Here is a 25034-nt window from a genome sequence, read left to right as displayed (position 1 = left end):
CTCACGGTGGGGCTCAGAACAGCCCCACGATCGTCCCGTCGGGCTTGACGTCGATGTGGTGCGCGGCCGGGTTCTTGCCCAGGCCCGGCATGGTCCGCATGTCGCCGCAGATCGGGTAGATGAACCCGGCACCGACCGAGGCGCGGACCTCGCGCACCGGCATCCGCCAGCCCGTCGGCGCACCAAGCAGCTTCGGGTCCGACGAGATCGACAAGTGGGTCTTGGCGACGCAGATCGGCAGCCCGCCGAAGCCGTTGCGCTCGTAGAGGTCGATCGAGGTGTTCGCGGCCGGGGCGTAGTCGACGCCGTCGGCGCCGTAGACCTTCGTCGCGATGGTCTCGATCTTCTCGCGCAGCGACGCGTCGTCGGGGTAGAGCAACTGGAAGTGGCTCTCCTCGTTCGCGGCCTCGGCGACGGCCTCCGCGAGCTCGGCGGCGCCGCGCCCGCCGTCGACGAAGTGGGTCGAGACCGCGGCCCGCGCGCCCATCGACTCGGCGATCTCGCGGATGGCGGCGTGCTCGGAGTCGTGGTCGGTGGGGAACGCGTTGATGCACACCACCGGCGAGACGCCGTGCAGGCGCATGTTCTCGATCTGCTTGCGCAGGTTGGCCGCGCCGGCGTGCACCTCCTCGGGGTTCTCCTCGAGCAGGGCGGGCGGCAGATCCTTGCCGGCGACCACCTTGTGGTTGCCCGAGTGCACCTTGAGCGCCCGCACCGTGGCCACGACCACCGCGGCGTCCGGGGTCATGCCCGAGGTGCGGCACTTGATGTTGAAGAAGCGCTCGGCGCCCATGTCGGCGCCGAAGCCGGCCTCGGTGACGAGGAAGTCGCCGCCGTGGATGCCGATGCGGTCGGCGACGATCGAGGAGTTGCCGGTCGCGATGTTGCCGAACGGGCCGGCGTGCACGAGGACCGGCGTGTTCTCGAGCGTCTGCATGAGGTTGGGCTTGAGCGCGTCGCGCATGAGCGCCGCCATCGAGCCGGCGGCGTGGATGTCCTCGGCGGTCACCGCGTCCCCGTCCGGGGTGTAGCCCACGACGATGCGGCCCAGCCGGGCACGCAGGTCGGCGAGGTCGTTCGACAGCGCGAGCACCGCCATGACCTCGGATGCCGAGGTGATGTCGAAGCCGGACTCGCGCGGCACGCCGTCCATGCGCCCGCCGAGGCCGGTGACGACGTTGCGCAGCGCGCGGTCGTTGACGTCGAGCACGCGGCGCCAGGTGACGCGGTACGGGTCCAGGCCCGCCGCGTTGCCCTGGTAGAGGTGGTTGTCGAGCACCGCGGAGAGCATGTTGTGGGCGCTGGTGACCGCGTGGAAGTCGCCGGTGAGGTGGAGGTTGAACTTCTCCATCGGCACGACCTGCGAGTAGCCCCCGCCCGCGGCGCCGCCCTTGATGCCGAACGTCGGCCCCATCGACGGCTGGCGGATCGCGACGACCCCGCGCTTGCCGATGTGGGAGAACGCCTGGCCGAGGCCGACCGTCGTGGTCGTCTTGCCCTCGCCCAGTGGCGTCGGGGTGATCGCGGTCACGACGACGTACTTCGCGCGCGGGCGGTCGGCCATCGCCTCGATGGCGTCCAGCTCGATCTTCGCGACGTCGTGGCCGTGCATCTCGAGCATCTCGAGAGGCAGGTCCATCTGCCGGGCCACGTCGTCCAAGGGCTTCAGCGTCGCCGCCTGCGCGATGTCGAGGTCCGACGGAATGCTCACTCGAGTCCTCCTGCAGTCCACGCCACCCCGGCTCCGGCACCGCCGCCGGGGGACTCCTTGGAGGGGAACGCTGGCAGAACCGGGACGACTTGTCAGTACGGCCGGTCACGCTCGGTGCGTGCACGGGGAGTGCACGGCGCGTGCAAGCCCTGCGTCCACGCTGACACCCAACGCCAGGAAATCCACATCCTCGACCGCTCCCCGGCGGTGTCCCCCATCGGCGAGGATGTCCGATGTGGCGGGCGCGGCGGGGCGACGACTGCTGCTCGGCCTCGTGCTCCTGCTCGGCGCCGGGTTGCTCACGGCACCCCTGGCCACGGCGGCGCCGGCGTGCCCCGCGGTGGCCCTCTTCGCCGTCGCCGGCACCAACGAGACGTCCGAGGCCGCCGACCCGGCGCGCTCGGTCGGGCTGCTCGCCGGCCTCACCGATCCGCTCGCGCGGCGCTGGGGCGACGACCTGTCGGTGCGCTACGTCCCGTACCCGGCGTCGCTCGACCGGCCGGTGCTCTACCCGTTCAGCGAGGGCCGCGGGGCCGAGCGCCTCGCCCGCGACGCCGGCGGCCTCGCGGCCCGCTGCCCCGACACGACGATCACCCTCGTCGGCTTCAGCCAGGGCGCCGACGTGGTCTCCGACGTCGTGCACCGGGCGACCAACGGGACGATCGCGCTGTCCCCCGACCGCATCGCCGGCGCGGTCATGCTCGGCAGCCCGCGACGCGACCCGCGCGCGCCGAACCTCCTCGACACCCCGGGCCGCGGGATCCTCGGGCCGCGCCCCACCCGCGAGCTCGACGTCTACGACGGGCGGGTCTACGAGGTGTGCGCCCCCGGCGACCCGATCTGCGCCACCGAGACCCTCGACGTCACCGTCTTCCGCGACGGCTGGGCCTCCGGCGCGCACCGCTCGTACCCGTCGGTCGAGATCGACGGCGTGCCCCTGTTCACCGTGCTCGAACGGGCGATGGACGCCGTGGTGGCGCGCGCCACGACCGGCCCGGTGAGCTGAGCGCGCCCGTACGCTCGCGCGGTGATGCGACGTGCTTGAGCTGCTCGGCCGCGTCCTGCCCGTGTTCGCGGTGATCGCCGTCGGGGCGGTCGCCGGACGCTTCGAGCGCTTCGGCGAGCGCACCGCGACGGTGCTCAACGACCTCGTCTACTGGATCGCGCTGCCCGCCCTGATCTTCATCTCGGTGGCGGACGCCGACCTGTCCGCCGGCGTCCCGTGGTCGGCGCTCGTCGCCTCGATCGCGGTGGTGGTCGTCGCCTACGCACTGGGGGCGGTGGTGGCGCGGGTGGCGGGACGCCCCGCGAGCGAGGCCAACGCGGTCGGGCTGGTCGCCGGCTGGGGCAACGTCGGCTACCTCGGCATCCCCTTGACCGTCTCGGTACTCGGCCCGGCGACGGCCTTCGCCGCGTCGCTGACCTCGACGCTGCACACGGCCCTCGCCATCTCCATCTTCCTCGTGGCGGCGACGCTGCACGGCCGCGGACGGGGTGAGGAGGCCGCCACGCCCCTGCCGGTGCTGCTCGCCCGCCGGGTGCTGGGCAACCCCGTCGTCATCGGCATCGCCGCCGGTGTCGCCGTGGCCGCCCTGGGCGTCCCGCTGCCGACGCCCGTGGCGAGCACGATCGGGCTGCTCGGCGACCTGGCCGCGCCGGGCGGCCTGTTCGCGCTGGGCATCCTGCTGCGCGGCGCCGTCCGGTCGCTGCGGGGCGCGACGGACCAGTGGATCCCGATCGCCGCCGCGGTGCTCGTCAAGCTCGTGGTGATGCCCGCGCTGGCCCTCGGCGCGGTGGCGCTGCTCGGCGTACCGGCGCCGTGGGCCGCCGTGCTCGTCGTCATGTGTGCGCTGCCCGACGCCGCGACGGTGTTCGTCCTCACCGCGCAGTACCGGACCTGGTACCGCGAGAGCACCGCTGCGGTGGTGCTGACGACGGTGCTCTCGCTGGTGACGTTGCCGCTGACCCTGCTGGTCCTGCCGTGAGGTCAGCCGTGGTCGCGGAAGGCCGCGCGGCGCTGCTCGTGGGTGCGGGCGTCGGCCATGCGGCGCACGTCCGCCCGCTGGTCGTCCGTGGCCGTGCCCGTGGCGACCGCACGCTCTGCGGCGGCCATGGCACGGTCGGCGGCGGCCTCGACGGCGTCGGCCGGAGTGGGGGCGACCCACCCGCGGTGGGCGTCCTCCGGCTCGCTCGGACGCCGCTTCTCGGTGCTCCCGATCATGATGCACACCTCCATCGGCACGTTGATGTGCCTGGTCAGGGCTTCCCCCGGTCCGGGGCGGCGAACCGGTTGCATACATCACCGCAGGGCGGGGAACGATGAGCGCCGGCGTCGTGCTCGCGGGCGGCCGGTCCCGGCGGATGGGCACCGACAAGGCATCCCTGCCCCACGGCGCCACGACCCTGCTCGGCCACGTCCTGGACGCCCTCGCCGCCGCCGTGGACGGCCCGATGCTGGTGGTCGGCGCGGCCGACACCGACCGGGCGCTCCCGGACGGGAGCTGGCGCGGGCGGTGCCGGGTGGTGCACGACCCGGTGCCGGGTCGCGGCCCCCTGCAGGGCCTCGCCACCGGCCTGTCCGCCGCCGCGGCGGACGGCGCGGAGACCGCCTTCGTCGCGGCCGTCGACCTCCCCCACCTGCACGCGGCGTTCGTCCGGGCGGTGCTGGCGTACCGGGTGCCGCCGGTGGAGGTCGCCCTGCCCGTGCTCGAGGGGCACCGCCAGCCGCTGCTCGCCGCCTACGCCACCGCCCTCGGCGCCCGCGCCACGGACCTCCTCGCACAGGGCGAGCTCCGCCCGGGCGCGCTGTTCGCCGTCAGCCAGGTCCGCGAGCTGGACGCCGCGACCCTGCTCACCGATCCCGCGCTCGCCGCCCGCGACCCCGGGCTCCGGGCGGCCCACGGCGTGAACACCCCCGAGGAGTGGGCGCGTTCACAGGGGGACGGAACCGACACCAGCTGACGTACCGGGCAGCGAGCACCGGATCTCCCCGGCGCCGACGCGAGCGCCGTGCCAGCGTGGGCGGATTCCTGCCCGCGACACCCGGAGGGTCCCAGCGGTGATCACGGCGACGCCCCGCCGGCGCGAGCCCGCCGTGCTCGCCGCCGCCACCCTCGCGGTCGGTCTCGGAGCCGGCCTGGGCGCGGTGCTCTTCCGCGAGCTGATCGTGGCGGTCACCCGCCTGCTGACCGGGACCGACGACTACGCCGCGACCCCCGGCGCGCCGCTGCCCTGGCTGCCCGGAGCGGGGTCGTGGTTCCTGGTCGTCGTCCCCGTGCTCGGCGGTCTCGTGTACGGCCCGCTGGTGTACCGCTACGCCCGCGAGGCCCGCGGGCACGGGGTCCCCGAGGTGATGCTCGCGGTCGCCGAGCACGGCGGGCGCATCCGCCCGCGGGTCGCCGTCGTCAAGGCCCTGGCCTCGGCGGTGTGCATCGGGTCGGGCGGCTCGGTGGGCCGGGAGGGCCCGATCGTGCAGATCGGGTCGGCACTCGGGTCCGGCGTCGGACAGTGGCTCCGGATGCCGACCCGGCGCCTGCGTCTGCTCGTCGCGTGCGGTGCCGCGGGCGGGATCAGCGCGACGTTCAACGCGCCGGTGGCGGGCGTCTTCTTCGCCCTCGAGATCCTGCTGCTCGACGTGTCCCTCGTGTCCTTCGTCGTCGTCGCCACGTCCTCGGTGGTGGCCAACACCGTCGCCCGCGTCGCCGAGGGCGCCGACACGTTCCTCGCCCTGCCCCGCTACACGGTCGGTTCCGTGTGGGAGCTGCCCGCGTTCGTGGTGGTCGGCCTCGTCGGCGGCCTGGTCGGCGTGGCGTTCACCCGCGTGCTCTACGGCGCCGAGGACGTCGTCGACCGGATCTGGCGTGGGCCCGAGTGGCTGCGTCCGGCGGTCGGCGGCGTCGTCCTCGGCCTGCTGCTGGTGGCCCTGCCGCAGATGTACGGGGTGGGCTACCCGGTGCTCGAGCAGGCGGTGACCGGCGGCTACGCCGTCGCGTTCCTCCTCGTCCTGCTCGTCGGCAAGCTGGTCGCGACCAGCCTGACCCTCGCGATCGGGGGCTCCGGCGGCGTGTTCGCGCCGGCACTGTTCCTCGGCGCGATGACCGGCTCGGTGCTCGGGGCCGGGACCGACGCCCTCGGCGTCGGGACCGCGGGCGCCGTCGCGCTCGTCGGGACGGCCGCCGTGCTCGCCGGGTCGACCCGGGCCCCGGTCACGGCCGTCGTGATCGTCGCCGAGATCACCGCCGAGTGGGCGCTGGTGCTGCCGTTGATGATCGCCGTGGCGGTCGCGACGGTCGTCAGCCGGCTGCTCGCCACCGAGACCGTCTACACCGAGAAGCTCGCCCGGCGTGGCATCCGGCTGCGGGCACCGGGCACGCCGCGGTGGGCCCGCCGGACCGTCGGCGACAGCCTCGGCCCACCGGAGGCCGATCCCGCCGGACCGCCGGCCCTCGGCGGCGCCGAGGAGTCGCTCGGGCCGGTGCGCTGGTCGGAGGTCCTCGACGCCGGCCACGACCTCGGCGGCGCCCTCGACGTCCTCGAGCGCACCGGGTCGGCGACGCTCCCGGTGCTCGCCGCGGACGGTTCCCGCCTGCTCGGCCTCGTCGCCGCCGCGGACCTCGTCGGCACCCCGGCGGACGATCGTGGGGACCGGGCCCACGAGCCCGACGCGCGCTGCGTCGTCGAGCTCGTCGAGGACCCGCCGGAGGGCTGGACGCCCCCGCCGGGGTTCCGGCGGCTCGAGGGTCCGGACGGCGTGCACCTGCTCCTCGGGCCCTGCGCCGGCCTCGACACCCTGGTCGCCGGGCTCGCGACGCCACCGGACGAGACCACGGACGCGACCTCGGACCCCACCTAGGCTGACGGCCATGGCCGACCTCACCGACCCCGCGATCCACGCCTTCCTCGCCGAGGGCACCCGCACCGGCAAGATCGGCTGGACCGCGAAGGACGGCCGACCCCTCGTCACGCCGATCTGGTTCCTCGTCGAGGACGGCACGATCGTCTTCACCACCGGCAAGGACACCGCCAAGGGGCGCGCGCTCGCCCGCGACCCCCGCGCGGTGCTCTGCGTCGACCTCCAGGAGCCGCCGTACGCGTTCGTGCAGGTCCAGGGCTCGGTGACGTTCTCCGAGGACCTCGACGAGCTGCGGCGCACGGCCACCGACCTGGGCGCGCGCTACATGGGCGCCGACCGCGCCGAGGAGTTCGGACGGCGCAACGGCGTCCCGGGCGAGCTCGTGGTGCGCCTGCACCCGTCGAAGGTGATCGCCGCGCTGGACATGACGGCGTGACCGCACCGCCTCCTCTGGCCCGCGCGCTCGACCTCGCGCCGCACCCCGAGGGCGGCTGGTTCCGCCGGACCTGGGCCACCGGCCCCACGCTGCAGCCCGCGGGCTACCCCGGCCCCCGCGTGAGCGCCACGGCGATCCACTACGTGCTCGCGCCGGGCGAGGAGTCGCGCTGGCACCGCGTGCGCTCCGACGAGCTGTGGTGCTGGCACCGCGGTCCGGCGCTGTCGCTGTGGCTCGGCGGCGACGGCGAGCACCCCGTCGAGGCCGACGCGGTCGTCCTGGGCGCCCGGGTCGAGGACGGTCAGGCCCCGCACGCCCTCGTGCCCGGCGGGATGTGGCAGCGGGCCGCGCCGGAGCCCGGGGCCGACGCCGAGGTGCTCGTGACCTGCGTCGTCAGCCCGGGCTTCGACGAGGCCGACTTCACGCTCGCCTGAGCCCCGCTAGTTCACCGGCGGGTCGGCGCCGCCCTCGCCCTCGCCCTCGGCCGGGGCACCGCCCGCGGCCGCCGGGTCCTCCGCCGCCGCGGGATCGCCGCCGGCGGGCGGGACCTCGTCGGCCGGCTGGGCCGCGCCGGTGTCGGGGGCCGGGGCGGTGGTCGACGTCGGCGCCGACGTGGAGCTCGGCGACGAGGTGCTCGACGGCGCGGACTCCGCCGGGCCCTCCCCGCGGTCCGCGGTGTCGCCCGGGTCGGTGCCCGCGATGGGCGTGAACGTCCCGAACGTCTGGCGCGGGGTGTCCTCCAGCGCGTCGTCCATGAACGTCTTCCAGATCTCGCTGGGCAGCCCGTGGCCGTAGACCGGGCGCCCGTCGGCGGTGCGGATCGGGGTGTTGTCGTCCGTGCCCACCCACACGACCGTCGAGGCCTGCGGGGTGTAGCCCGCCATCCACGCGTCGTTGTTCTGGCTCTCGACGTGCGACTGGACCGTGCCGGTCTTGGCCGCCGCCTGGCGACCGCCCTGGAGGCCCACGCCGTCGTAGTCCGGCACGTCGCGCATCGCCTCGGTGACGTTGCGCGCCACGCGCGGGTCGATGCGCTGCTCGCCGGGGGTCGTCGACTGGTCGTAGAGGACCTCGCCGCTGGCCGTCGTGACGCGCTGGACGAGGTGCGGCCGGTGGTACATGCCCTCGTTGGAGAACGTCGCGTAGGCCGAGGCCAGGTCGACCGCGGTCGTCTCCTGGTTGCCCAGCGAGATGCCGGAGTTCGGGTCGTTCATCGGCTGGCTGATCCCGGCCTGGCGTGCGGCCGCGGCCACGGCCTGCGGGCCGACCCGGTTGCCCAGCGCGGTGAACACGACGTTGTTCGACAGCGTCATGGCGCGCTTGAGGCTGCAGTTCGCGCAGTCGGCGCCGTCGACGTTGCGCACCGTCTGCCCGGGGATCGAGCGCCCGTCGAACTCCGTCGAGATGCCGATCGGCGGGTCCTGCTGCAGCGCGGCGAGCAGCACGAACGGCTTGAACGTGGAGCCGGCCTGCTTCTCGACCCGGGCGTAGTCCAGACCCGAGCCGTTGGCGCCGCCGTAGTAGGCGAGGATGCCGCCGGTGCGCGGGTCGATCGACACCGTGGCACTGCGCAGGTTCGCGGGCTGGTCGTCCATCTTCGTCCGGACGGCCTCGACGGCCTCGCGCTGCGCCTCCGGCTGGATCGTCGTCTGGATCTGCAGGCCCTCGGTGACGAGCGCGTCCTGGTCGATCCCGAGGGCGCGCAGCTCGTCGCGCACCGCGCTGTAGATGTGGCCGCGGTCGTCGTCGGGGACGCCGCCGGTGACGCGGCGGGGCGGCACCGTGACGGGGAACTGCGCGGCGGCGCGCTCCGGGGCCGGCAGCCAGCCCTGGGCGACCATGCCGTCCATGACGTAGTTCCAGCGGCGCAGCGCGTCCGCGGGGTTCTGCGCGGGGTCCCACTTCGACGGCGCCTGGATGACGCCGGCGAGCAGCGCACCGTCCGCCGGGGTCAGCGTCTCCACCGGCCGGCCGAAGTACGCCTGGGACGCCGCCTGGATGCCGTACGCACCGCGACCGAAGTAGATGCTGTTCAGGTAGTCGCCCAGGATCTCGTCCTTCGAGCGCTCCTGGGAGATCTTCAAGGAGATGATGAGCTCCTTGTACTTGCGCATCAGCGAGTACTCGTCGCCCACCATCGCGTTCTTGACGTACTGCTGGGTGATCGTCGACCCGCCGCCGGAGCCACCGGTGAGGTTCTTCCAGACGGCGCGGCCGAAGCCGGTGACGTCGAAGCCGCTGTTCGAGTAGAAGGTGCGGTCCTCGGCGGAGAGCACCGCGAAGCGCACCGAGGGCGGCACCTGCTCGAGGCCGACCTTCTGGCGGTTGCCCTGCTCGCCCGGGGCGATCCGCGCGAGGACGGTGCCGTCGGAGAACGAGACCGTGTTGAGCTGGCTCTCCACCGCGTCGTCGGCGTTGGGCACCGGGATGAACACCCAGCCGACGAGCAGCGAGAACACCGGGGCGGCGATCATCGCGGCGACGCCCGCGTAGGCGCTGCGACGGATGCGGCGCCACCGCAGGGCGGCGGGCGCGAGCGTCTCGGGGTGCGGTCCGTCGAGGTAGAGGACGACCCGGGACCGCACTCGGCGGCCGAACGCCACGACCTTGTCGCCGTGGGGCAGGCGGACCACCCGAGCGGCGACGACGGACAGGACTGCGACGATCGCCAGCGCGATGCGACCGCGGGGGACGCGCGGGGCGTCGGCCTCGGCGGCCCGGGCGCTGCGTCCGGTACTCCGGTTCGCGGTGGTGCGGGCGCCCGAGCGGTCGGCCGCGCGGCCCGCGGTGCGCGAGCGGGTGGTGGCGCGACGGGTCGTGTGCCCGGCGCCGGTCCGAGTCGGGCGCGCCGCCCGGGTGGTGCCGGCGGCGGCGGCTTCATCGCGCTCGTCGTCGGGCTCGTCGTCGTCCGGGGTCTCGGGGAGGTCCTCGAGGTGGTCGTCGACCGGCCCGGGCTCGTCGTCGCGACGACCGCCCCGCCCGCGCGGCAGGGGGCCGGACCCCGGGCCGCGGGGCGACAGGGCGTCGACCGCGGGCATCGCCGCGGTGCCACCGGGACGGTTGCGGGTGGGGGCGGCGGCGGTAGCGGCGGTGGTGCTGCTCGTCGCGGGTGCCGACGGTGTCGCCGCGGTGGTGCCGGTCGCCGGGGGCGTCGCGGGCGTCGCGGGCGTCGCGGGCGGCGCGGTGCCGTTGGCCGGCGGCGGGGCGCCGGCGCCGGGCGGGCGGCCGGGTGGCGGGACGGGGCGGCCCGACGGGGCGGGGCCGCCGCGGACGGGACCGCGGGTCGGACCGGCCGGCGGCGGACCGGCGGGGGCACGGCCACCGGGCGCGGCACCGGGCCGGCCGTCGGGGGCCCGGGGAGGACGGGACGCCGGCGCGGCGGGACGGCCGCGCGCACCGGCGGGCTGCGCCGGACCGGGCGGCGGGGTGGGGCGCCCGGGACCGGGTCGGGCGGAGCCGGGGCGGACCGGCGGACCGGGCGGCGGACCGGCTGGCTTCGGCGGCGGTCCGGCGGGCGTCGGGGCTGCCGGCGCCGAGGCGGCCGCGCGGGCCGGGGGCGGCGGCACGGTCGGGATCGGTGCGGGCGGGACCGGTGCGGGCGGGACCGGTGCGGGCGGGACCGGCGCGGGTGGGGCCGGACGTCCCGTCGGCGCGGGACCGGCCGGGGCGGCGGGCCGGGTGCCCGTCGGCGCGGCGGTCGGACGGGCCGCGGTGGCCGTCGCTGCGCGCGGGGCGCCGGTGGCGGGCGCGGACGGGCGGGAGGTCGCGGCCGCGGCCGGTGTGATGCCGGTCGTCGCGCGGCCGGGCCGGAACGATCCCGTCGACAGTGCCGACGGGAAACCGACGGGCGGCGAGGACGGCGCGGGCTCCGAACGGAGGCGTTCGCGCACGTAGTCGCCGTAATCGCTGTCGCGCTCGCGGTCGAGCCGCTCGCGGTCCTCGCGGCGTGCGCGGCGTCCGCCGGTGGCGCCGGGCGTGCTGCGGTCGCCCTCGTCAGCGGCCTCGTCGGGATCGACGGCATGGCGCCGTCCCGACGGACGAGAGTGCGTCCCCGCCACCGAGCCACCACCTCCCCGTACCACTCGCGTCCGATAAGCCCTGGTCAGAGGCCCGGCCGGGGTGTCGACCGGACCACTTCGGCCCGCACGCAGACGTACGGGCCCGCACGAAGGCAACGCGTCGGTGACGACGACGTCGCGCTCTCTCCGGGGAGCCGTCCGTGACCGGAGCGCACGATGCGGTGAGTGGTGGTCTGATGTCACTCCGTCGTGCACCGGATCCGCTGGTCTCGGCCGAGCGCGCTGAGTGGCGACCCCGGTCACCGAGTGCTAACGGCGGCGCGCCGCGGACCGATGAGCGGGACGACGGTGATCGGCGAGAGGACTCACGGCATGGAACCCGACCAGGACCCCCGCGTCCCGGCTCCCCGCGACGGGGGCCGCGAGACGGCGGAGGACGGCGGCTACCCCTTCCTGCCCTTCGTCCCGGCCCCGCGCGTCGCCCCGTCGATCGAGCGGATGCCCGTGACGGCGCCGCTCCCGATCCCGTCCACCGCGCTCGTGCCTGCGCCGGTCGCGCCCGCCGCCGGCCTGCCCGCGCTGCTCCGCAGCTGGGGACGGACCGTCACCCGCGCCGTCCACGCCGCGGTCGACGGCGTCCGCTCGCTGTTCGACGCGTTGGTGCCCGCCCCGGCCTCGCGCTGAGACCGGGCTCGCGGACCTACAGCTGCACCCCGCGCGTCAGCGCCCCGTCGACGACGAGGTTGGTGCCGCTGATGAACGTGGCCGCCGGGCTCGCCAGGAACGTCACCGCCCGCGCGACCTCCTGCGGCGTCGCCATCCGCCCGGTCGGGTTGAGCCCGAGGGCGCGCCCGTAGAGGTCAGGGTCGTTCTGCTCGATCGACTCCCAGACCCCACCCGCGAAGTAGACGTTGCCCGGGGAGACCGTGTTGGCCCGGACGCGGCCGGCGAGCTGGTACGCGAGGCCCTGGGTGTAGTGGACGATCGCGCCCTTGAACGTCCCGTACGGGCCGGCGGCGAAGTCGATCTCGCGGCCCGAGACGCTGGAGATCGTGACGATCGCGCCCGCGTCGCTCGCCTCGAGCGAGGGCAGGGCCGCCTCCACGAGGCGCACGGTGCCGAGCATGTCGGTGGTGAAGCTCGCCGCCCAGTTCTCCTCCGTGGAGGGGATCGCCAGCGCCGAGACGTTGGCGACGACGGCGTCGATCCCGCCGCGCTGCGCGGCGGACTCCCGCACCCAGGCGGCGAGCGCGTCGCCGTCCGCGACGTCGACCTCCGCGCCGTGCACGTCGTACCCCGCGCCGCGCAGCTCCTCCTCCGCGGCACGCACGCCCTCCGCCGACCGCGCGCAGAACGCGACCGTGGCGCCCTCGGCGGCGAGCGCCTCGACCACCGCCCGCCCGATGCCCCGGCTGCCGCCGGTGACGAGCGCGATCCGGCCGTTGAGCTGGAGATCCATGGAGTTCCTCTACGTCAGGGAGGTGGCGCGGGTGCGCAGGTCCGCGTGCAGCCCGTCGAGCGGGCGCAGGCCGGGCACGAGCGTCTTGGACACCTTCGTCACGGCGCTGTAGTTGGTGTCGACGACGTTGGCCAGCGGCGTCAGCGACACCTGGGTGAGCAGCTGGTAGGCGTCGAGACGGTCGAGACCGAGCAGGTCGCCGAGCCAGCCGATCATCTCGACCTGGCTGATCCGCCAGGCGTCCTCGAGCGGCCGTGACGAGCCGACGACGAGGATCTCGCCGTCGTTCTCGATCCGCGGCCACAGCGGGGCGCGCGCCGCCGAGGCCTTGACCAGGTCGACGATGAGCGTGACGTCCATGGCGCCCTCGACCGCGGTGCCGCAGGACTCGCCCTCGCCCTGGCGGTAGTGGCCGTCGCCCACCGAGAAGATCGCGCCCGGCTCGTTCACCGGCAGGTAGCAGGTGGCGCCGGCCCGCATCTCCGGCGTGTCCATGTTGCCGCCGAAGGCGTCCGGGGTGAGCGAGGAGCGGACCTCACGGTTGGCGGGCGCCACGCCGACGGTGCCGAGCATCGGATCGATCGGCAGGTCGAGGGAGAACTCGCCCTGGTGCGCGACGAACGTGACGGTGCCGCGGGCGCGGTCGAGCTCGTAGATCCAGGTGCGCTCGGGCAGCGGATCGGCGAGCAGGGCGGTGCGGTCGGTGCCGGTCAGCCCGCCGAAGAAGGGGACGAGCGTCGAGGCGCCCCAGTCGCGCGCCGGGGTGAGGTCGACCAGGTGCAGCACGAGCGTGTCGCCGGGCTCGGCGCCCCGCACCGCGAAGGGGCCGGTCTGCGGGTTGAGGAACCGCGGGTCGAGCGTGGCGCTCGCGACGTCGGAGACGGTGCGGATGGCGCCGCCGAACGCGTCGTCGCACCACAGCCGCAGCACCGTGCCGGGCTCGATCTCGCGGATCGGGGCGGCGCCGCCGAAGGTCCAGGCGTACTGCGACCGTTCGGGCCGGAACTCGACGACGTCCACGACGGCCTCCCGCGGCCTAGTACTTGTCGGTGCCGGTGAGGGCGTGCTCGAGCTGGTCGGCGATGTGCGTGACCAGGCGGAACGGGGCGTCGAACTCGGCGAACGAGAGATCCTCGAGCGGGGTGGCGTGCCGGAACACGGCGACTCCGCCGACCGCCACGGCACCACCGACGACCGCCTCCTCGGCGAGCTCGAGCAGGCGGCGCGTGTCGATCTCGTCGAGGCGGGCGATCGGCGACTCGATCTGCAGCCAGTCGTGCCCGTCGACCTCGCCCCGGTGGTGCACGTAGACCAGCTGCGTGCGGTCCTCGGTGGTGGGGAGCCGGAACGTGAGGCTGCTCGTGTTCTGCGCCATGACCTCGTACCGCAGGCGCACCCAGGTCACCAAGTCGTCCCACGAGGCCACCGACCACTCACCGTCCTCACGAGGGGTGCCCGGACGGCGCGCCGGGCGGAGCGAGCGCACCGTAGCAGCGCGCCTGCGTGGTGATCGTTCGTTGTCGTCGCTCACCGGACGCCTCCGCCGACGAGACGGTCCCAGCCGGCGTGGCCCACCGCGGAGGTGGCGCCGCTGCGGTCGAGCAGGCGCAGCAGCGCGGCGCCGTCGCGGGGCCGGTCGGACGCATCCTGGGCCGTGGCACGACGCAGCACCGGGACGAGCCGCGGCGAGAGCCGGTGCACGGCGCCGAACGCCTCGGCCCCGGGGCCGTCGAGGATGCGCCGCGCGATGTCGAGGATGTTGTCGCCGTCGAAGAGGTGGTCGCCGCGGGCGGCGAACACCACGCAGCAGGCCCAGGCCCACACGTCGGTGGCGGGAAGGGCGCCGTTGCCGGTGACCTGCTCGGGCGCCATGTAGCCCGGCGTGCCGACCATGTTCCCGGCCGGCGTGTGGTGGGTCTGGCCCACGACCCGGGCGATGCCGAAGTCGACGACCTTCGGCCCGGCCGAGGTCAGCAGGACGTTGCCGGGCTTGAGGTCGCGGTGGGTGATGCCGTCCGCGTGCAGGGCCGCCAGCGCGCGGGCGAGCGCGATCGCGGTGCGCGTGAGCATCTCGCCGTCGGTGACCGCCCCGGACGCCGCGACGAAGGCGTGCAGCGACGGCCCGTCGAGGCGCTCCATGACGATGTAGGGCATCGAGCCGTCGAAGCCGACGCCGTGGACGCGCGCGGTGTAGTCGCCGGTGACCTTCTGCAGGGTCTGGCCCTCGCGCAGGAAGCGGGTGCGGGCGTCGACGTCGTCGAGCAGGTGCGGCGCCAGCACCTTGATGGCGACGACGCCGTGCGTGCCCGCCCGGTGGCCGAGGTAGACGGTGCCCATCCCGCCGGAGCCGAGACGCCCCGTGAGCGTGTACTCGCCGACCGAGCGCGGATCGTGCGGGGACAGGGGCTGCTCGGGCGCGGCGAGGTCGACCAGGCGGGTCGACGGGCCGACGACCGGCGGGGGCGGGAGGGGCCGCGACGGGGGCGGCGGCACCGACCGGGCCGGGCCGGACGGCGCCGGCGGGGCGATCTGCGCGCGGCTCACGTCGGGCGCGTTCCGACGGGCGCGCAGCAGACGCCGCTCGCGCACCGGGGAGCCGCGCGGCCCGCAGGGCCTCGGGGACGACGGGCGCCTCGCGGCAGGCGCGGGGACGCCCCGCGCGGGCGGTGACCTGGTGGGCGAGCAGGAAGAGCGCCGCGCCCAACCCGACGCCCGGGACCGCCGCGGCGCCGACGGCCAGGACGAGGACGAGGCCGAGCAGCAGGCCGAGCGCCAGCGTCGCCTTCCCGCGGCTGGCGGGCCACGGCCGCGTCACGGGCATGGCGCGTCGGCGCTCGAGGTCCAGGCCGCCGACGTAGAGGCCGGCCACCGTGAGGGAGAGCAGGCCGACGACGACGAGGCCGGCGACCGTGATGGTCGGGCCGCTCGTGGTGGGGGCCGGCAGGCCCGCGTCGTCGAGACGGGCGATGAGCCCGCGGATCGCGAGGCGGCGCCCGGCGGCGAGCTCGTCGGCGACGAGGGAGACCGTCAGCACGCCGATCACGGCCGTCACCAGGGCCGTCAGCGCCGTGAGGCCGATCGCGCGCGGCACCGGCAGGTCGGCGGCCCGGTGCAGGTGGCGGCGCGCGCGCCGGCGCTCGGCCCCGACAGGCGCGCGACGCGGTCGGTGACCACCCGGTCGACCAGCATCGCGCTGCGCCGCTGCGCGGCCGCGCGCCGGTGCAACGGGGCCATCGCCAGGGCGGTCAGCACGCCCGCGACGACCACCACGAGGACGGGCACCGCCGGGCCCAGCTCGGCCAGCCCCACGCCGACCTCCCCTCCCGCCGTCCGCGTTCCCGCGGTCGGTCCGTCCTCCTGACGCCGTGCCTTGAGGTTACCGGGGTACCGGTTCAGCTCCGGGTGCGGCGACCCGGCGCGCCGTCACCCTCACGCGTCACGGTGGTCTTCTTCCGTCCCGGCCGCCACCGAGGCTTGCGGGGGTGGCGCAGGACGACGTCGCCGAGACTGTGCCGTCCCCGGATCGCGAGGTGCGGCGTGCCCCGCTCGCGCCGGTGGGTCGTGTCGTCGCGGACCTTGCCCGCGGAGATCCTCAGGTCGTCGACGTCGGCCGTGGCACCCTCGGGCAGCACGAGCACCGGGGAGCACAGCCCCGTCGCCAGCTCGACGGCGATCACCGGCGCGGTGCACTCGGCGCCCGTGAAGTCCAGCGTCACCCCGCCGACCCAGCTGTGGACGCGCACCACGGGCGGCACCCGCCAGTACCCGCGCCGCGAGATCGCCCCGCCGACCCCCGCGCGCAGGTCGAGGACGTCGACCGAGCGCTCGACGTGCAGCGAGGCCCCCGGCAGGTCGTCGAGCAGGCCGACGAGGTCGCCCCGCACCCGTGCGGCGAGCGCGGCGGCGGAGCGGTCGCTGTACTCGGCCGGGGTGATCTGCCCGGCCACCATGGCCCGCGACAGGAACTGCTGGACCTGCTCGCGCTCGGTGTCCGAGACGCGCAGGCCCGCGGGATCCACCGGCTCCGGGCTCGCGGACGTCACACCGGAATGATAGGTCGCTGCGAGCACCCGTCCGGGAGCGCTCGGCCCAGATGAGACGTCAGTCGGGACGGAGGTGGGCGGTGCCGCGGGGCCCGGTGCTCGTCCTAGGGGTGCTCGTCCTAGCGGTGCTCGCCCTGGCCGCCGGCTGCGCGGGTGCGAGCCGGCAGGTGTCCCCGTTGACGGGGATGCCCGCGTCGTCGGGCGCTCCCGTGCTCGCGGTGAAGGTGGACAACTCCCCCGCCGGCCGCCCGTGGACCGGTGTCGAGGACGCCGACGTCGTCTATGTCGAGCCCGTCGAGGGCGGCACGACCCGGCTGCTCGCGGTGTTCTCGTCGCGCCTGCCGGCCACGGTCGGTCCGGTGCGCAGCGCGCGTGAGTCGGACGTCACGGTGCTCGGCGCCTATGGCCGCCCGGCGCTGGCGTTCTCCGGCTCGGCCCCCGAGCTGGCCGGGACGCTCGCCGGCGCCCCGCTCGTCGCGGTGACGCCCGCGACCGCGGCCCCGGCGTTCCGCCGTGACCCCGACCGCCGCGCGCCGGTGAACCTGTACGCCGACCCCGGCGCCCTGCTCGCCGCGGCCGTCGACGTCTCCCCACCCCGGGACGTGGGCTTCCGGTTCGGCGCGACCCCCGCCGGAGGCGAGGTCGTCCGGCACCGCGAGGTGACGTTCGGGTCGGCCATCGTGGGCCTGACCTGGAACGCCGTCCGCGGCCGCTGGGTGGTCGAGCCCGGCGGCGACCAGGTCGTCCCGACCGGCGGCGGCGACCCGGTCGGGGCCGCCACCGTGCTCGTCCAGAAGGTGACGACGCGGCCGTCGGCCATCCGCGACGCCGCCGGCGCGGTCTCGCCCTACGCCGTCACCACCGGCGAGGGCGAGGCGGAAGTGCTGCGCGACGGCCGCGCCTTCCCCGCGCGGTGGTCGCGCCCGACCCCGACCGATCCGACCCGCGTCCTCGACGCCGGCGGCGCCCCCGTGCCGTTCGCACCCGGACCACTGTGGGTCCTGCTGACCCCCGAGGGCGGTTGACCACCCCCTCGGGCGGGGTACACCGGGTCCATGGGTGCTGACGACAAGATCGACAACAAGACCGACAAGCTCAAGGGCAAGGTCAAGGAGGCCGCCGGCACCGCTCAGGGTGACGAGGAGCTGCGCGCCGAGGGCAAGAAGGACCAGACCAAGGGCGACGTCAAGCAGGCCGGCGAGAAGATCAAGGACGCCTTCAAGTCCTGATCCCGCCACACGTCCACACGAGCCCCGGGGACCCCGTCCCCGGGGCTTTCGTGTGTCCGGGGCCGTGTCTCTCTAGTAGGGCTCTCTAGTAGCCCCGCGACTCGCGTCGCCCGGCGAACGAATAGACCGGCGTGCCGTCGCCCTCGCGCCGGGCCAGGCGGTGCACCGCGAAGGTGTTGATCCCGGGGATCGAGCCGCCGTGGATCTCGCTGACCTTCTGGCGCGGACCCTGCTCCACCAGCACCAGGAACTCCTCGGGAAGGCTCGCGCCCTCGGCGATCGTCAGATCGTGGTCGCCCTGACAGGGACCGTCGGCGAGTCGGATACGCACCCGTCACCCCCTCGTCTCGTCGCAGACGGCGACCATGGTGGCACGCCCTCCGGGACCCCGTGGATCGTCCGGACCCGCTCTTTGCGGATGTACTTGCACATGCAAGGATGATCGCCGCCGGTCATGCCCCCCGTGATCGGCAACGGACCCGGTCGGTGTCCCCCCGCCGGCCGGGTCCTCCCACACTGATCGGACGAGCCCGATGTCACCGTCCGTCGGTCGGCCGACGGAGGTTGGGCCGGTCTCCCAGCGGACATCCTCATGTCGTCCCCGACGGATGATGAGAGCGGACGTGGAGAAGGACGAGGCGGCGGCTCAGCTCGCCAGGCAGGCGTCAGAGGCGCTCGCGGACCTGCTCGAGCACGAGCGCACCCAGCCGCCGGACGGCGACCGCTTCGACCGGTGCAGCGAGACCCTCGACGAACTCGCCCGGGCTCTCATGACGATCGTCGAGGTCGTCGAGCACTGCACCGCGAACTCGCCCGTCGAGGAGGACCCCGACGGCCTCAGCGAGAAGGCCAGCGACCTCGCGACGGCCATCGTCCGGCGTCGCAACTCCCTGCTCGCCGAGAGCGCGGCCGCGCGCCTCCACGTCGTGCGCGCGGCGCCCGTCCCCCGCGCGGGCTGAGCCTCAGCCGATCCCGCCGCCGAACCCGATCTCGTTGCCGTCCGGGTCGCGGAAGACGATCTTGCGCACGCCACCCGGGTAGTCCTCGTGCCGCGCGGGCTCGACGCCTCGGTCGCCGGCGCCCGCCACCACGGTGCCGAGATCGTCGTAGAAGATCGTCTGCTCGCCGTGGCCCGCGCGCTCCGGGTCCTGCTTGATGTAGAGCCACCGGTGCTCGGCGAGTGCCCAGACGGCCTCCGTGTCCGAGGCGAGGAACGCCGGCTCGCGGCCGAACAGGCGCTCGTACCAGGGTCGGGAGGCTTCGAAGTCGCTCACGAAGAGCCCGGCGAAGAGGTCGACCGCCACCCCTACGGCCCCCACAGCCCGATTCGCCGGCCGTCGGGATCGAGGACGACGGCCATCGTGCCCATGCCGGGCAGGGTCCAGGGCTCGACGGCCGTGGTCGCCCCGAGCGCCGACGCCCGGGACAGCGCCTCGTCGACGTCGTCGACCGGGATGTAGGCGACGGCGCCGACGGGGTGCCGGTGGCCCTCGCCGGCCTGCCCGATGCCGCCGGCCAGACCGTCAGCGCCTGGCTCGACCAGGCCGTAGTCGATCTCCTCGACGACGTCGAGCCGCCAGCCGAAGAGCTCCGCGTAGAAGGCGCGGGACCTCCCGGCGTCGCTCGCGGTGACGTCGATCCACACGGCCGGGCGTCCCATGGGCACCTCCGAAGTCCTGATTAAGGACCTGAAAGTATCAGAGAGGGAGGCTCAGCGGCGACGGGTCCAGCTCGTGCCCGAACTCGCGGATGTCGGTGGGCGTGGACGTGGCGCGTGGAGCGGCATTGCTGTCAGCCGTCGCCGTCACAGGGCAAAACAAAGGGGCCGCAGCGTTGCTGCGACCCCTCTGAACTGCCTCGACCGGCGCGCGCCCGAAGGGATTCGAACCCCTAACCTTCTGATCCGTAGTCAGATGCTCTATCCGTTGAGCTACGGGCGCAGTGTGTACTTGTGAAGCCTCGACCCTTGCCGGACCGCGGCCGCGGAGGCTCCGGGATTTGAACCCGGGAGGGAGCCGAACTCCCAACCGCATTAGCAGTGCGGCGCCATAGACCAGACTAGGCGAAGCCTCCCGAGGTCCCCCTGGGGCCTCCGTCGGGAAACAGTACACACCGCCGTCCACCCGCTCGGCCGCCACCCCCCGGCCCGATCGACGTGTGCGCGGTCTCGCATGCACGCGCTCGGGAGATGGGTAGCCCGCAACCGAACGCACCCTGAGGAAGGACCGCAGTGAAGGCGACGTTGATCTACGGAGCGGGCGACATCCGGGTCGAGGACGTCCCCGACCCGTTGCTCCAGAACGCGAGCGACGCGATCGTGCGCATCACGCACTCGTGCATCTGCGGCAGCGACCTCTGGCCGTACAAGAGCCGCGAGCAGACCGAGCAGGGCGACCGAATCGGCCACGAGTTCATCGGCGTGGTCGAGGAGACCGGCTCCGACGTGGGCCGCGTCCAGAAGGGCGACCTGGTGGTCGCCCCGTTCTTCTACGCCGACGGCACGTGTGAGTACTGCCGGGCGGGGCTCACCAGCGCCTGCCCGAACGGCAACGCCTGGGGCGCCGACACCGACGGCGGCCAGGGCGAAGCGGCGCGCGTGCCGTTCGCGGACAACGTGCTCATGACGCTCGACGTCCCGCAGGACTCGGAGCTGATGCCGAGCCTGCTGACGCTGTCCGACGTGTTCGGCACCGGGCACCACGCCGCCGTGTCGGCGCAGGTGGGGCCGGGCAAGGACGTCGTCGTGGTCGGGGACGGCGCGGTCGGCCTGCTGGGCGTGCTGGCCGCGAAGCGCCTGGGCGCCGAGCGGATCGTCCTGATGGGCCACCACAAGGACCGCACCGACCTCGGCCGCGAGTTCGGCGCCACCGACGTCGTGGCCGAGCGCGGCGAGGAGGGCGAGCAGAACGTGCGCGACCTGCTCGGCACCGACGGCGCCCACTCGACGATCGAGGCCGTCGGCTACGACCAGTCGCTCTCGACCGCGCTGAACGTGACGAAGCCGGGCGGCCACGTCGGGATCGTCGGGGTCCCGCAGAGCGGCACGATCCCGAACGCCGCCCGCAAGTTCATGGCCAACATCACCGTCGCGGGCGGCATCGCCCCGACGCAGGCCAACATGCGCGAGCTGCTGCCCGACGTCCTCGACGGCACGGTCGAGCCGGGCAAGGTCTTCAACCGGACGATCTCGCTCGACGAGACGCCCGAGGGCTACCGCGCGATGAACGACCGCGAGGCCCTCAAGGTGCTCGTGCGGCCCTGAGCCGCAGCCCCGGGACGACACGAACGGCACTTTCGCTTCGTCGGATGGAGCGAGAGTGCCGTTCGCTTCATTCGACGGCCGGCCCTCACGCCACGCGCGCGGGCCGATGCGCCTGCCCGATCGGGTCCCTCGCGACCTGGCCGTCGGGCTCGTCGCGTCGATCCAGGGCGGCATCGTGCTCTGCCGGCCCCAGCGCTCACCCCGCCCGCTCGAGGCCGTCTCGTCCGTTCCGGCGAGCGAACGGGGAGTTCGCGCGCATAGAAGCAGCGAACAGCGCGTTCGCTGCGACAGGGAGTCAGCGCCGCAGCAGCCGCAGCAGCGCCGGCGGGCGGCCGCCGTAGCCCTCGGCCTCGAACGCGGCGACGGCGATGCGGGGCAGGTCGCGCACGGCGTCGAAGACCAGGTAGCGCGGCACCCAGACGGGCCCGAACCGGGCGTTGAAGCGGTAGAGCGTCTCGATCTGCCACCAGCGCGACGCGGTGCGCAGCAGGCGGGCCCACAGGCGCGCGACGGGCCCGGCACCGATCTTCTCGCCGCGCTCGAGCGCCGAGCGGAACACCGCGAAGTTCAGCGAGACCCGGTCGACCTCGAGACCCCGGCAGGCGCCCAGGAGGTCGGCGATGAGCAGCTCGTTGAGGCCGTTGTCGGGCACCGCGGGGTCGCGGACCATGACGTCGAGCGACAGGCCGTCGGAACCCCAGGGCACGAACTGGAGGAGCCCACGCGTCTCCCCCTCGGCGGTGGCGACGACCAGCACGGCGTCCGGGTCGGCCGCGGCGTCGGCGGTGCGTGAGAGCGCCATCGAGAAGCCCCGCTCGGCCGGGCTGCCGCGCCAGCGGGCGACGAGCTCGCGCAGGTGCTCGAGCTCGTCGGCGGGGATGTCGGACAGGCGTCGCACGGTGGTGTCGTAGCCCGCGCGGCGGACGCGCGAGACGGCCTGGCGCACCGTGCGCATCGAGCGGCCCTGCAAGGAGAACGTGGCGACGTCGACGACGGCCTCGTCCCCGAGCTCCAGGGCGTCGAGCCCGCCCTCGCGCGCCCACACCCGCGCACCGGCCTCGGAGCAGCCCAGCACCGCGGGCACCCAGCCGTAGCGCCGGCAGCTGGCGAGGAACTCGGTGATCGCGCCTGGCCAGGCCTCGACGTCCCCGAGCGGGTCGCCCGAGGCCAGCGCCACCCCGGCCACGACCCGGTGGGGCACCGCCGCCTTGCCCGACGGCGAGAACACGACAGCCTTGTCGGGCCGCAGGGCGAAGTAGCCCAGCGAGTCGGCGCGGCCGTGGCCGGCGAGCAGCGCCCGGATGCGCCCGGCGTCGTCATCGGTGAGCGTGCGACGGGGCTCGGCGGAGCGCAGCAGGAAGTAGCCACCGAGCACGAGCGCGGCGATGCCGAACGTCAGGCCGAGGACGGCGGTGAGGTCGTCGAACCAGGTGACCCGGAACTGCACGGGCCCGCTGACCCCGACGAGCGAGAGCGCCGACTGCGCCAGGATCTCCCCCGTCGACGGCCGGCCCTCGAGCAGCGACGGCCGCACCAGCAGCAACAGCGCGACGACCGCGAAGCCGCCGAGGAGCATCTGGACGACGACCCGCACCGCGGCCAGCGGCCCCACGGGATCGGGCAGGGCCGTGAACTCGCGACGGGTGAGCAGCAGCCCGGCGAGCAGCACGAGGACGACGACCGTCGGGACGAGCGCGTGCCGGCCGACGACGTGCGAGACGACGAGCAGGACGCACGCCACCACGGCGAGCTGCCACGCCCGGCGCTTGCGGCGCCGCAGGCCCGTGGCCAGCATCATCAGCCCGACGCCGAGGGTCGCGACGACGACGGAGCCGACCAGCGGGACCTCGGGCGGCAGCCCGAACCAGGTCGCCGGTTGCAGGCGCCGGCGCAGCAGGGGCGTGAGCAGCGACAGGATCGTCAGGAGACCGGCGACGCGCGCCGCCCAGGTGACGACGCGCGCGGTGCGCCGCCCCCGCCAGCGGGCGAAGCGCCCCTCGGCGGCCGCCGCGGTGGGGCGATCCACCTGCACCCCCGACGCCAATGGGACCTCCGGTCGTGTGAGCACCTCTCCGTGCCCCGGCACGGATGATCGCTCACGAGGACGTCAGCGCAAATGCGCGTCCAGCCAGTTCAGTACCCGGCTGCGCGCCTCCATCTTGGTCGCCTCCTCCGAGTTCCCCTCGTCCAGGGGATCGGGCTGGACCGCGGCCTGCTCGTCGGCGTCGAAGCGGTGCTCGCGCGAGGGGTAGACGACGACGTCGACGACGCGGCCGGAGGCGTGGGCGGCCTCGCGGAGACGGTCGACGTCGGCGGGGTCGACGGGGTCGCCCCGCTCGCCGTAGAGCCCGAGCCAGGGGCAGGTCAGCTCGCCGACCACGTCCAGCAGCCGGGGCAGACCCTCGGCGAGCGGGGACGCGACGCCGGCCGCCGAGACCGTGATCACCGCGCCGAGCGAGCGCTGCGCGGCGACGACGAGGGCGGCGGTGGCGCCGAGGTCGAAGCCGAGGACCGCCATCCGGTCGGAGGAGACGCCCCGATCGGCGAGCACCCCGAAGGCTGCGTCGGAGTCCGCGAGCACCGACTCCCCCGAGATCGCCGCCGCGGCGCGGTCGACGGCCTCGTCCTCGCCGGTCTGCTCGTCGATCCCGGGATCGTCGCGGTGGTAGAGGTGCGGCGCGACCGCCAGCCACCCCTCCCCGGCGAGGGCCTCGACGATCGCCTGCGTCCGCGAGGTGACACCACGCGACTCGTGCAGCACGACGACCCCGCCCCGGACGGCGCCCTCGGGCTCACCGATCGTCAACCTCAGCTGCGTCTCGTCGACCAGGGGGATGGTCTCCGTGCGCGTCCCCGTCATCCCCTCAGCCTTCCACGTCCCGCGAGTCCCGTCCCGCGGACCTCGTCGATCACGAAGGGCCCTGGCGACGCCGTCTACCGTGGTCGTCGTGCCCGTGCGACTCCGTGACGACCTCGCCGCCCTCCCCGCCTACGTGGCGGGACGCACCGTGCCCGGCGCGGTGAAGCTCGCGAGCAACGAGATGCCGCTGCCGCCGCTGCCCGCCGTGCTCGACGCGATCGCGCGGGCCGCGGAGGCCGGCAACCGCTACCCCGACATCGCCGTGACGACCCTCACCGCCCGCCTGGCCGAGCACCACGGCATCGACCCCGCCCGCATCGCGGTCGGCTGCGGGTCGGTCGCCCTGTGCGGGCAGCTCGTGCAGTCGGTGTGCGCGCCCGGCGACGAGGTCGTGTTCGCCTGGCGCTCGTTCGAGGCCTACCCGATCGTCGCCCTGACGGGCCACGCGCGGGCCGTCCGCGTCCCGCTGACCCCGGGCCACGTCCACGACCTCGACGCCATGGCCGACGCGATCACCGACCGGACGCGGCTGGTGTTCGTCTGCAACCCCAACAACCCGACGGGCACCGCGGTCGACGAGGACGCGCTGCGGGCGTTCCTCGCACGCGTGCCGTCCGACGTCCTGGTGGTGCTCGACGAGGCCTACCGCGAGTTCGTCAGCGACGCGCGCGTCCCGGACGGGCTGGCGCTCGCCGAGGAGTTCGACAACATCTGCGTGCTGCGGACGTTCTCGAAGGCCCACCGGCTCGCCGGCCTGCGGGTGGGCTACGCCGTCGCGCCGCCCGAGCTCGCCGCCACGCTGCGCGGGGTCTCGGTGCCGTTCGCCGTGTCCGCGCCGGCGCAGGCCGCCGCCCTGGCGGCGCTGGAGAGCCTCGACGAGCTGCTCACCGACTGCGCGGGCGCGGTCGCGGAGGTCGGGCGGATGACCTCGGAGCTGCGCACCCTCGGGTACGAGGTGCCGCCGTCGCAGGCCAACTTCGTCTGGCTCCCGCTGGGTGACCGGGCCACCGCGTTCTCCGAGCACGCGCTGGAGAACAAGGTGGTCGTCCGCGCGTTCGCGGGCGACGGCGTGCGGGTCAGCGCCGGGACGTCCGAGGAGGTCGACCTGTTCCTCGCGGCCGCCGGCTCGTTCCCGCGCTGAGGGGGCCGCCGCACCAGCCAGC

26 protein-coding genes and 2 tRNA genes are annotated in these 25034 nt (G+C 74.9%); 12 read left to right on the top strand and 16 right to left on the bottom strand.

Annotated elements, in window-relative coordinates:
• Positions 1-13 precede the first annotated feature (13 nt).
• The gene (locus tag ACQPYN_RS01640) at positions 14-1711 is read right to left on the bottom strand and encodes a formate--tetrahydrofolate ligase (protein ID WP_433032554.1); all 1698 of its coding nucleotides are present in this window, start codon (positions 1709-1711) and stop codon (positions 14-16) included.
• Between the two features lie 226 nt (positions 1712-1937).
• Here ACQPYN_RS01640 and ACQPYN_RS01635 point away from each other — a divergent pair, with 226 nt between their 5' ends.
• Both ACQPYN_RS01635 and ACQPYN_RS01630 read left to right on the top strand, forming a co-directional pair.
• The gene (locus tag ACQPYN_RS01635; protein ID WP_433032551.1) at positions 1938-2717 is read left to right on the top strand and encodes a cutinase family protein; all 780 of its coding nucleotides are present in this window, start codon (positions 1938-1940) and stop codon (positions 2715-2717) included.
• A 31-nt stretch (positions 2718-2748) separates the two neighbouring features.
• The gene (locus ACQPYN_RS01630; protein ID WP_433032548.1) at positions 2749-3696 is read left to right on the top strand and encodes an AEC family transporter; all 948 of its coding nucleotides are present in this window, start codon (positions 2749-2751) and stop codon (positions 3694-3696) included.
• Positions 3697-3698: 2 nt separating this feature from the next.
• Here ACQPYN_RS01630 and ACQPYN_RS01625 read toward each other — a convergent pair whose 3' ends face one another.
• Complete coding sequence (locus ACQPYN_RS01625; RefSeq protein ID WP_433032545.1) at positions 3699-3932, bottom strand: hypothetical protein; 234 nt, start codon at positions 3930-3932, stop codon at positions 3699-3701.
• Between the two features lie 98 nt (positions 3933-4030).
• On the opposite strand from ACQPYN_RS01625, the gene ACQPYN_RS01620 reads away from it, so the two are divergent.
• The 4 genes from ACQPYN_RS01620 (at position 4031) to ACQPYN_RS01605 (ending at position 7433) form a co-directional block, all read left to right on the top strand.
• Positions 4031-4672: a molybdenum cofactor guanylyltransferase gene (locus ACQPYN_RS01620; RefSeq protein ID WP_433032542.1), complete on the top strand. Its 642-nt coding sequence runs from the start codon at positions 4031-4033 to the stop codon at positions 4670-4672.
• 97 nt (positions 4673-4769) lie between these two features.
• Entirely contained in the window at positions 4770-6563 is a 1794-nt protein-coding gene (locus ACQPYN_RS01615; RefSeq protein ID WP_433032539.1) for a chloride channel protein, read from the top strand.
• A 10-nt stretch (positions 6564-6573) separates the two neighbouring features.
• Positions 6574-6999 carry a PPOX class F420-dependent oxidoreductase gene (locus ACQPYN_RS01610; RefSeq protein ID WP_433032536.1) on the top strand — a complete coding sequence of 142 codons (426 nt, stop codon included), beginning with the start codon at positions 6574-6576 and terminating at the stop codon, positions 6997-6999.
• Positions 6996-7433: a cupin domain-containing protein gene (locus ACQPYN_RS01605; protein WP_433032533.1), complete on the top strand. Its 438-nt coding sequence runs from the start codon at positions 6996-6998 to the stop codon at positions 7431-7433. Before ACQPYN_RS01610 ends, ACQPYN_RS01605 begins: the two co-directional genes overlap by 4 nt.
• 6 nt (positions 7434-7439) lie before the next feature.
• Here ACQPYN_RS01605 and ACQPYN_RS01600 read toward each other — a convergent pair whose 3' ends face one another.
• Complete coding sequence (locus ACQPYN_RS01600) at positions 7440-11057, bottom strand: transglycosylase domain-containing protein (RefSeq protein ID WP_433032530.1); 3618 nt, start codon at positions 11055-11057, stop codon at positions 7440-7442.
• 333 nt (positions 11058-11390) lie between these two features.
• On the opposite strand from ACQPYN_RS01600, the gene ACQPYN_RS01595 reads away from it, so the two are divergent.
• Positions 11391-11702 (top strand): hypothetical protein, encoded by a 312-nt coding sequence (locus ACQPYN_RS01595; protein WP_433032527.1) that lies wholly within the window; start codon positions 11391-11393, stop codon positions 11700-11702.
• A 16-nt stretch (positions 11703-11718) separates the two neighbouring features.
• Here the strand turns inward: ACQPYN_RS01595 and ACQPYN_RS01590 are convergent, their stop codons facing one another.
• The 6 genes from ACQPYN_RS01590 to ACQPYN_RS01565 all read right to left on the bottom strand — a co-directional run bounded on the left by ACQPYN_RS01590 (position 11719) and on the right by ACQPYN_RS01565 (position 16520).
• Positions 11719-12477, bottom strand: a complete 759-nt coding sequence (locus tag ACQPYN_RS01590) for an SDR family NAD(P)-dependent oxidoreductase (RefSeq protein WP_433032524.1) — start codon at positions 12475-12477, stop codon at positions 11719-11721.
• Positions 12478-12486: 9 nt separating this feature from the next.
• Entirely contained in the window at positions 12487-13497 is a 1011-nt protein-coding gene (locus tag ACQPYN_RS01585) for an acetamidase/formamidase family protein (RefSeq protein ID WP_433032521.1), read from the bottom strand.
• Positions 13498-13513: 16 nt separating this feature from the next.
• Complete coding sequence (locus ACQPYN_RS01580; RefSeq protein WP_274187184.1) at positions 13514-13882, bottom strand: hypothetical protein; 369 nt, start codon at positions 13880-13882, stop codon at positions 13514-13516.
• Between the two features lie 122 nt (positions 13883-14004).
• Positions 14005-15021: a serine/threonine-protein kinase gene (locus ACQPYN_RS01575; protein WP_433032517.1), complete on the bottom strand. Its 1017-nt coding sequence runs from the start codon at positions 15019-15021 to the stop codon at positions 14005-14007.
• Positions 15022-15537: 516 nt separating this feature from the next.
• Positions 15538-15786 carry a hypothetical protein gene (locus ACQPYN_RS01570; protein ID WP_433032514.1) on the bottom strand — a complete coding sequence of 83 codons (249 nt, stop codon included), beginning with the start codon at positions 15784-15786 and terminating at the stop codon, positions 15538-15540.
• A gap of 83 nt (positions 15787-15869) precedes the next feature.
• Positions 15870-16520: a DUF1707 SHOCT-like domain-containing protein gene (locus tag ACQPYN_RS01565; protein ID WP_433032511.1), complete on the bottom strand. Its 651-nt coding sequence runs from the start codon at positions 16518-16520 to the stop codon at positions 15870-15872.
• An 80-nt stretch (positions 16521-16600) separates the two neighbouring features.
• Between ACQPYN_RS01565 and ACQPYN_RS01560 the strand changes: the two genes are divergently transcribed.
• Complete coding sequence (locus tag ACQPYN_RS01560) at positions 16601-17545, top strand: DUF3048 domain-containing protein (protein WP_433032508.1); 945 nt, start codon at positions 16601-16603, stop codon at positions 17543-17545.
• A gap of 30 nt (positions 17546-17575) precedes the next feature.
• A complete protein-coding gene (locus ACQPYN_RS01555) occupies positions 17576-17749 on the top strand; it encodes a CsbD family protein (protein WP_433032505.1) in 174 nt (57 codons plus the stop codon).
• 85 nt (positions 17750-17834) lie between these two features.
• Here the strand turns inward: ACQPYN_RS01555 and ACQPYN_RS01550 are convergent, their stop codons facing one another.
• Complete coding sequence (locus ACQPYN_RS01550; protein WP_274197339.1) at positions 17835-18080, bottom strand: hypothetical protein; 246 nt, start codon at positions 18078-18080, stop codon at positions 17835-17837.
• A gap of 292 nt (positions 18081-18372) precedes the next feature.
• On the opposite strand from ACQPYN_RS01550, the gene ACQPYN_RS01545 reads away from it, so the two are divergent.
• Positions 18373-18708 carry a hypothetical protein gene (locus ACQPYN_RS01545; RefSeq protein WP_433032502.1) on the top strand — a complete coding sequence of 112 codons (336 nt, stop codon included), beginning with the start codon at positions 18373-18375 and terminating at the stop codon, positions 18706-18708.
• Between the two features lie 3 nt (positions 18709-18711).
• On the opposite strand, the gene ACQPYN_RS01540 is transcribed toward ACQPYN_RS01545, so the two are convergent.
• The 4 genes from ACQPYN_RS01540 to ACQPYN_RS01525 all read right to left on the bottom strand — a co-directional run bounded on the left by ACQPYN_RS01540 (position 18712) and on the right by ACQPYN_RS01525 (position 19822).
• Entirely contained in the window at positions 18712-19053 is a 342-nt protein-coding gene (locus ACQPYN_RS01540) for a VOC family protein (protein WP_433032499.1), read from the bottom strand.
• Positions 19054-19055: 2 nt separating this feature from the next.
• Complete coding sequence (locus tag ACQPYN_RS01535) at positions 19056-19409, bottom strand: VOC family protein (protein WP_433032496.1); 354 nt, start codon at positions 19407-19409, stop codon at positions 19056-19058.
• Positions 19410-19616: 207 nt separating this feature from the next.
• A tRNA-Arg gene (locus ACQPYN_RS01530) sits at positions 19617-19689 on the bottom strand.
• Positions 19690-19732: 43 nt separating this feature from the next.
• A tRNA-Ser gene (locus ACQPYN_RS01525) sits at positions 19733-19822 on the bottom strand.
• Positions 19823-19979: 157 nt separating this feature from the next.
• On the opposite strand from ACQPYN_RS01525, the gene ACQPYN_RS01520 reads away from it, so the two are divergent.
• Positions 19980-21011, top strand: coding sequence for a zinc-binding dehydrogenase (locus tag ACQPYN_RS01520; protein WP_433032493.1), 1032 nt, complete (start codon positions 19980-19982; stop codon positions 21009-21011).
• A gap of 295 nt (positions 21012-21306) precedes the next feature.
• On the opposite strand, the gene ACQPYN_RS01515 is transcribed toward ACQPYN_RS01520, so the two are convergent.
• Both ACQPYN_RS01515 and ACQPYN_RS01510 read right to left on the bottom strand, forming a co-directional pair.
• Positions 21307-23037: a phosphatidylglycerol lysyltransferase domain-containing protein gene (locus tag ACQPYN_RS01515; RefSeq protein ID WP_433032490.1), complete on the bottom strand. Its 1731-nt coding sequence runs from the start codon at positions 23035-23037 to the stop codon at positions 21307-21309.
• Positions 23038-23118: 81 nt separating this feature from the next.
• Complete coding sequence (locus tag ACQPYN_RS01510) at positions 23119-23871, bottom strand: dienelactone hydrolase family protein (RefSeq protein WP_433032488.1); 753 nt, start codon at positions 23869-23871, stop codon at positions 23119-23121.
• A gap of 88 nt (positions 23872-23959) precedes the next feature.
• On the opposite strand from ACQPYN_RS01510, the gene hisC reads away from it, so the two are divergent.
• Positions 23960-25012, top strand: a complete 1053-nt coding sequence (hisC, locus tag ACQPYN_RS01505; RefSeq protein ID WP_433032486.1) for a histidinol-phosphate transaminase — start codon at positions 23960-23962, stop codon at positions 25010-25012.
• Positions 25013-25034 lie beyond the last annotated feature (22 nt).

This window comes from Actinomycetospora sp. CA-053990, from assembly GCF_050948445.1.
GTDB lineage: Bacteria > Actinomycetota > Actinomycetes > Mycobacteriales > Pseudonocardiaceae > Actinomycetospora > Actinomycetospora callitridis.
This window is presented reverse-complemented; position numbering and strand designations above follow the sequence as displayed.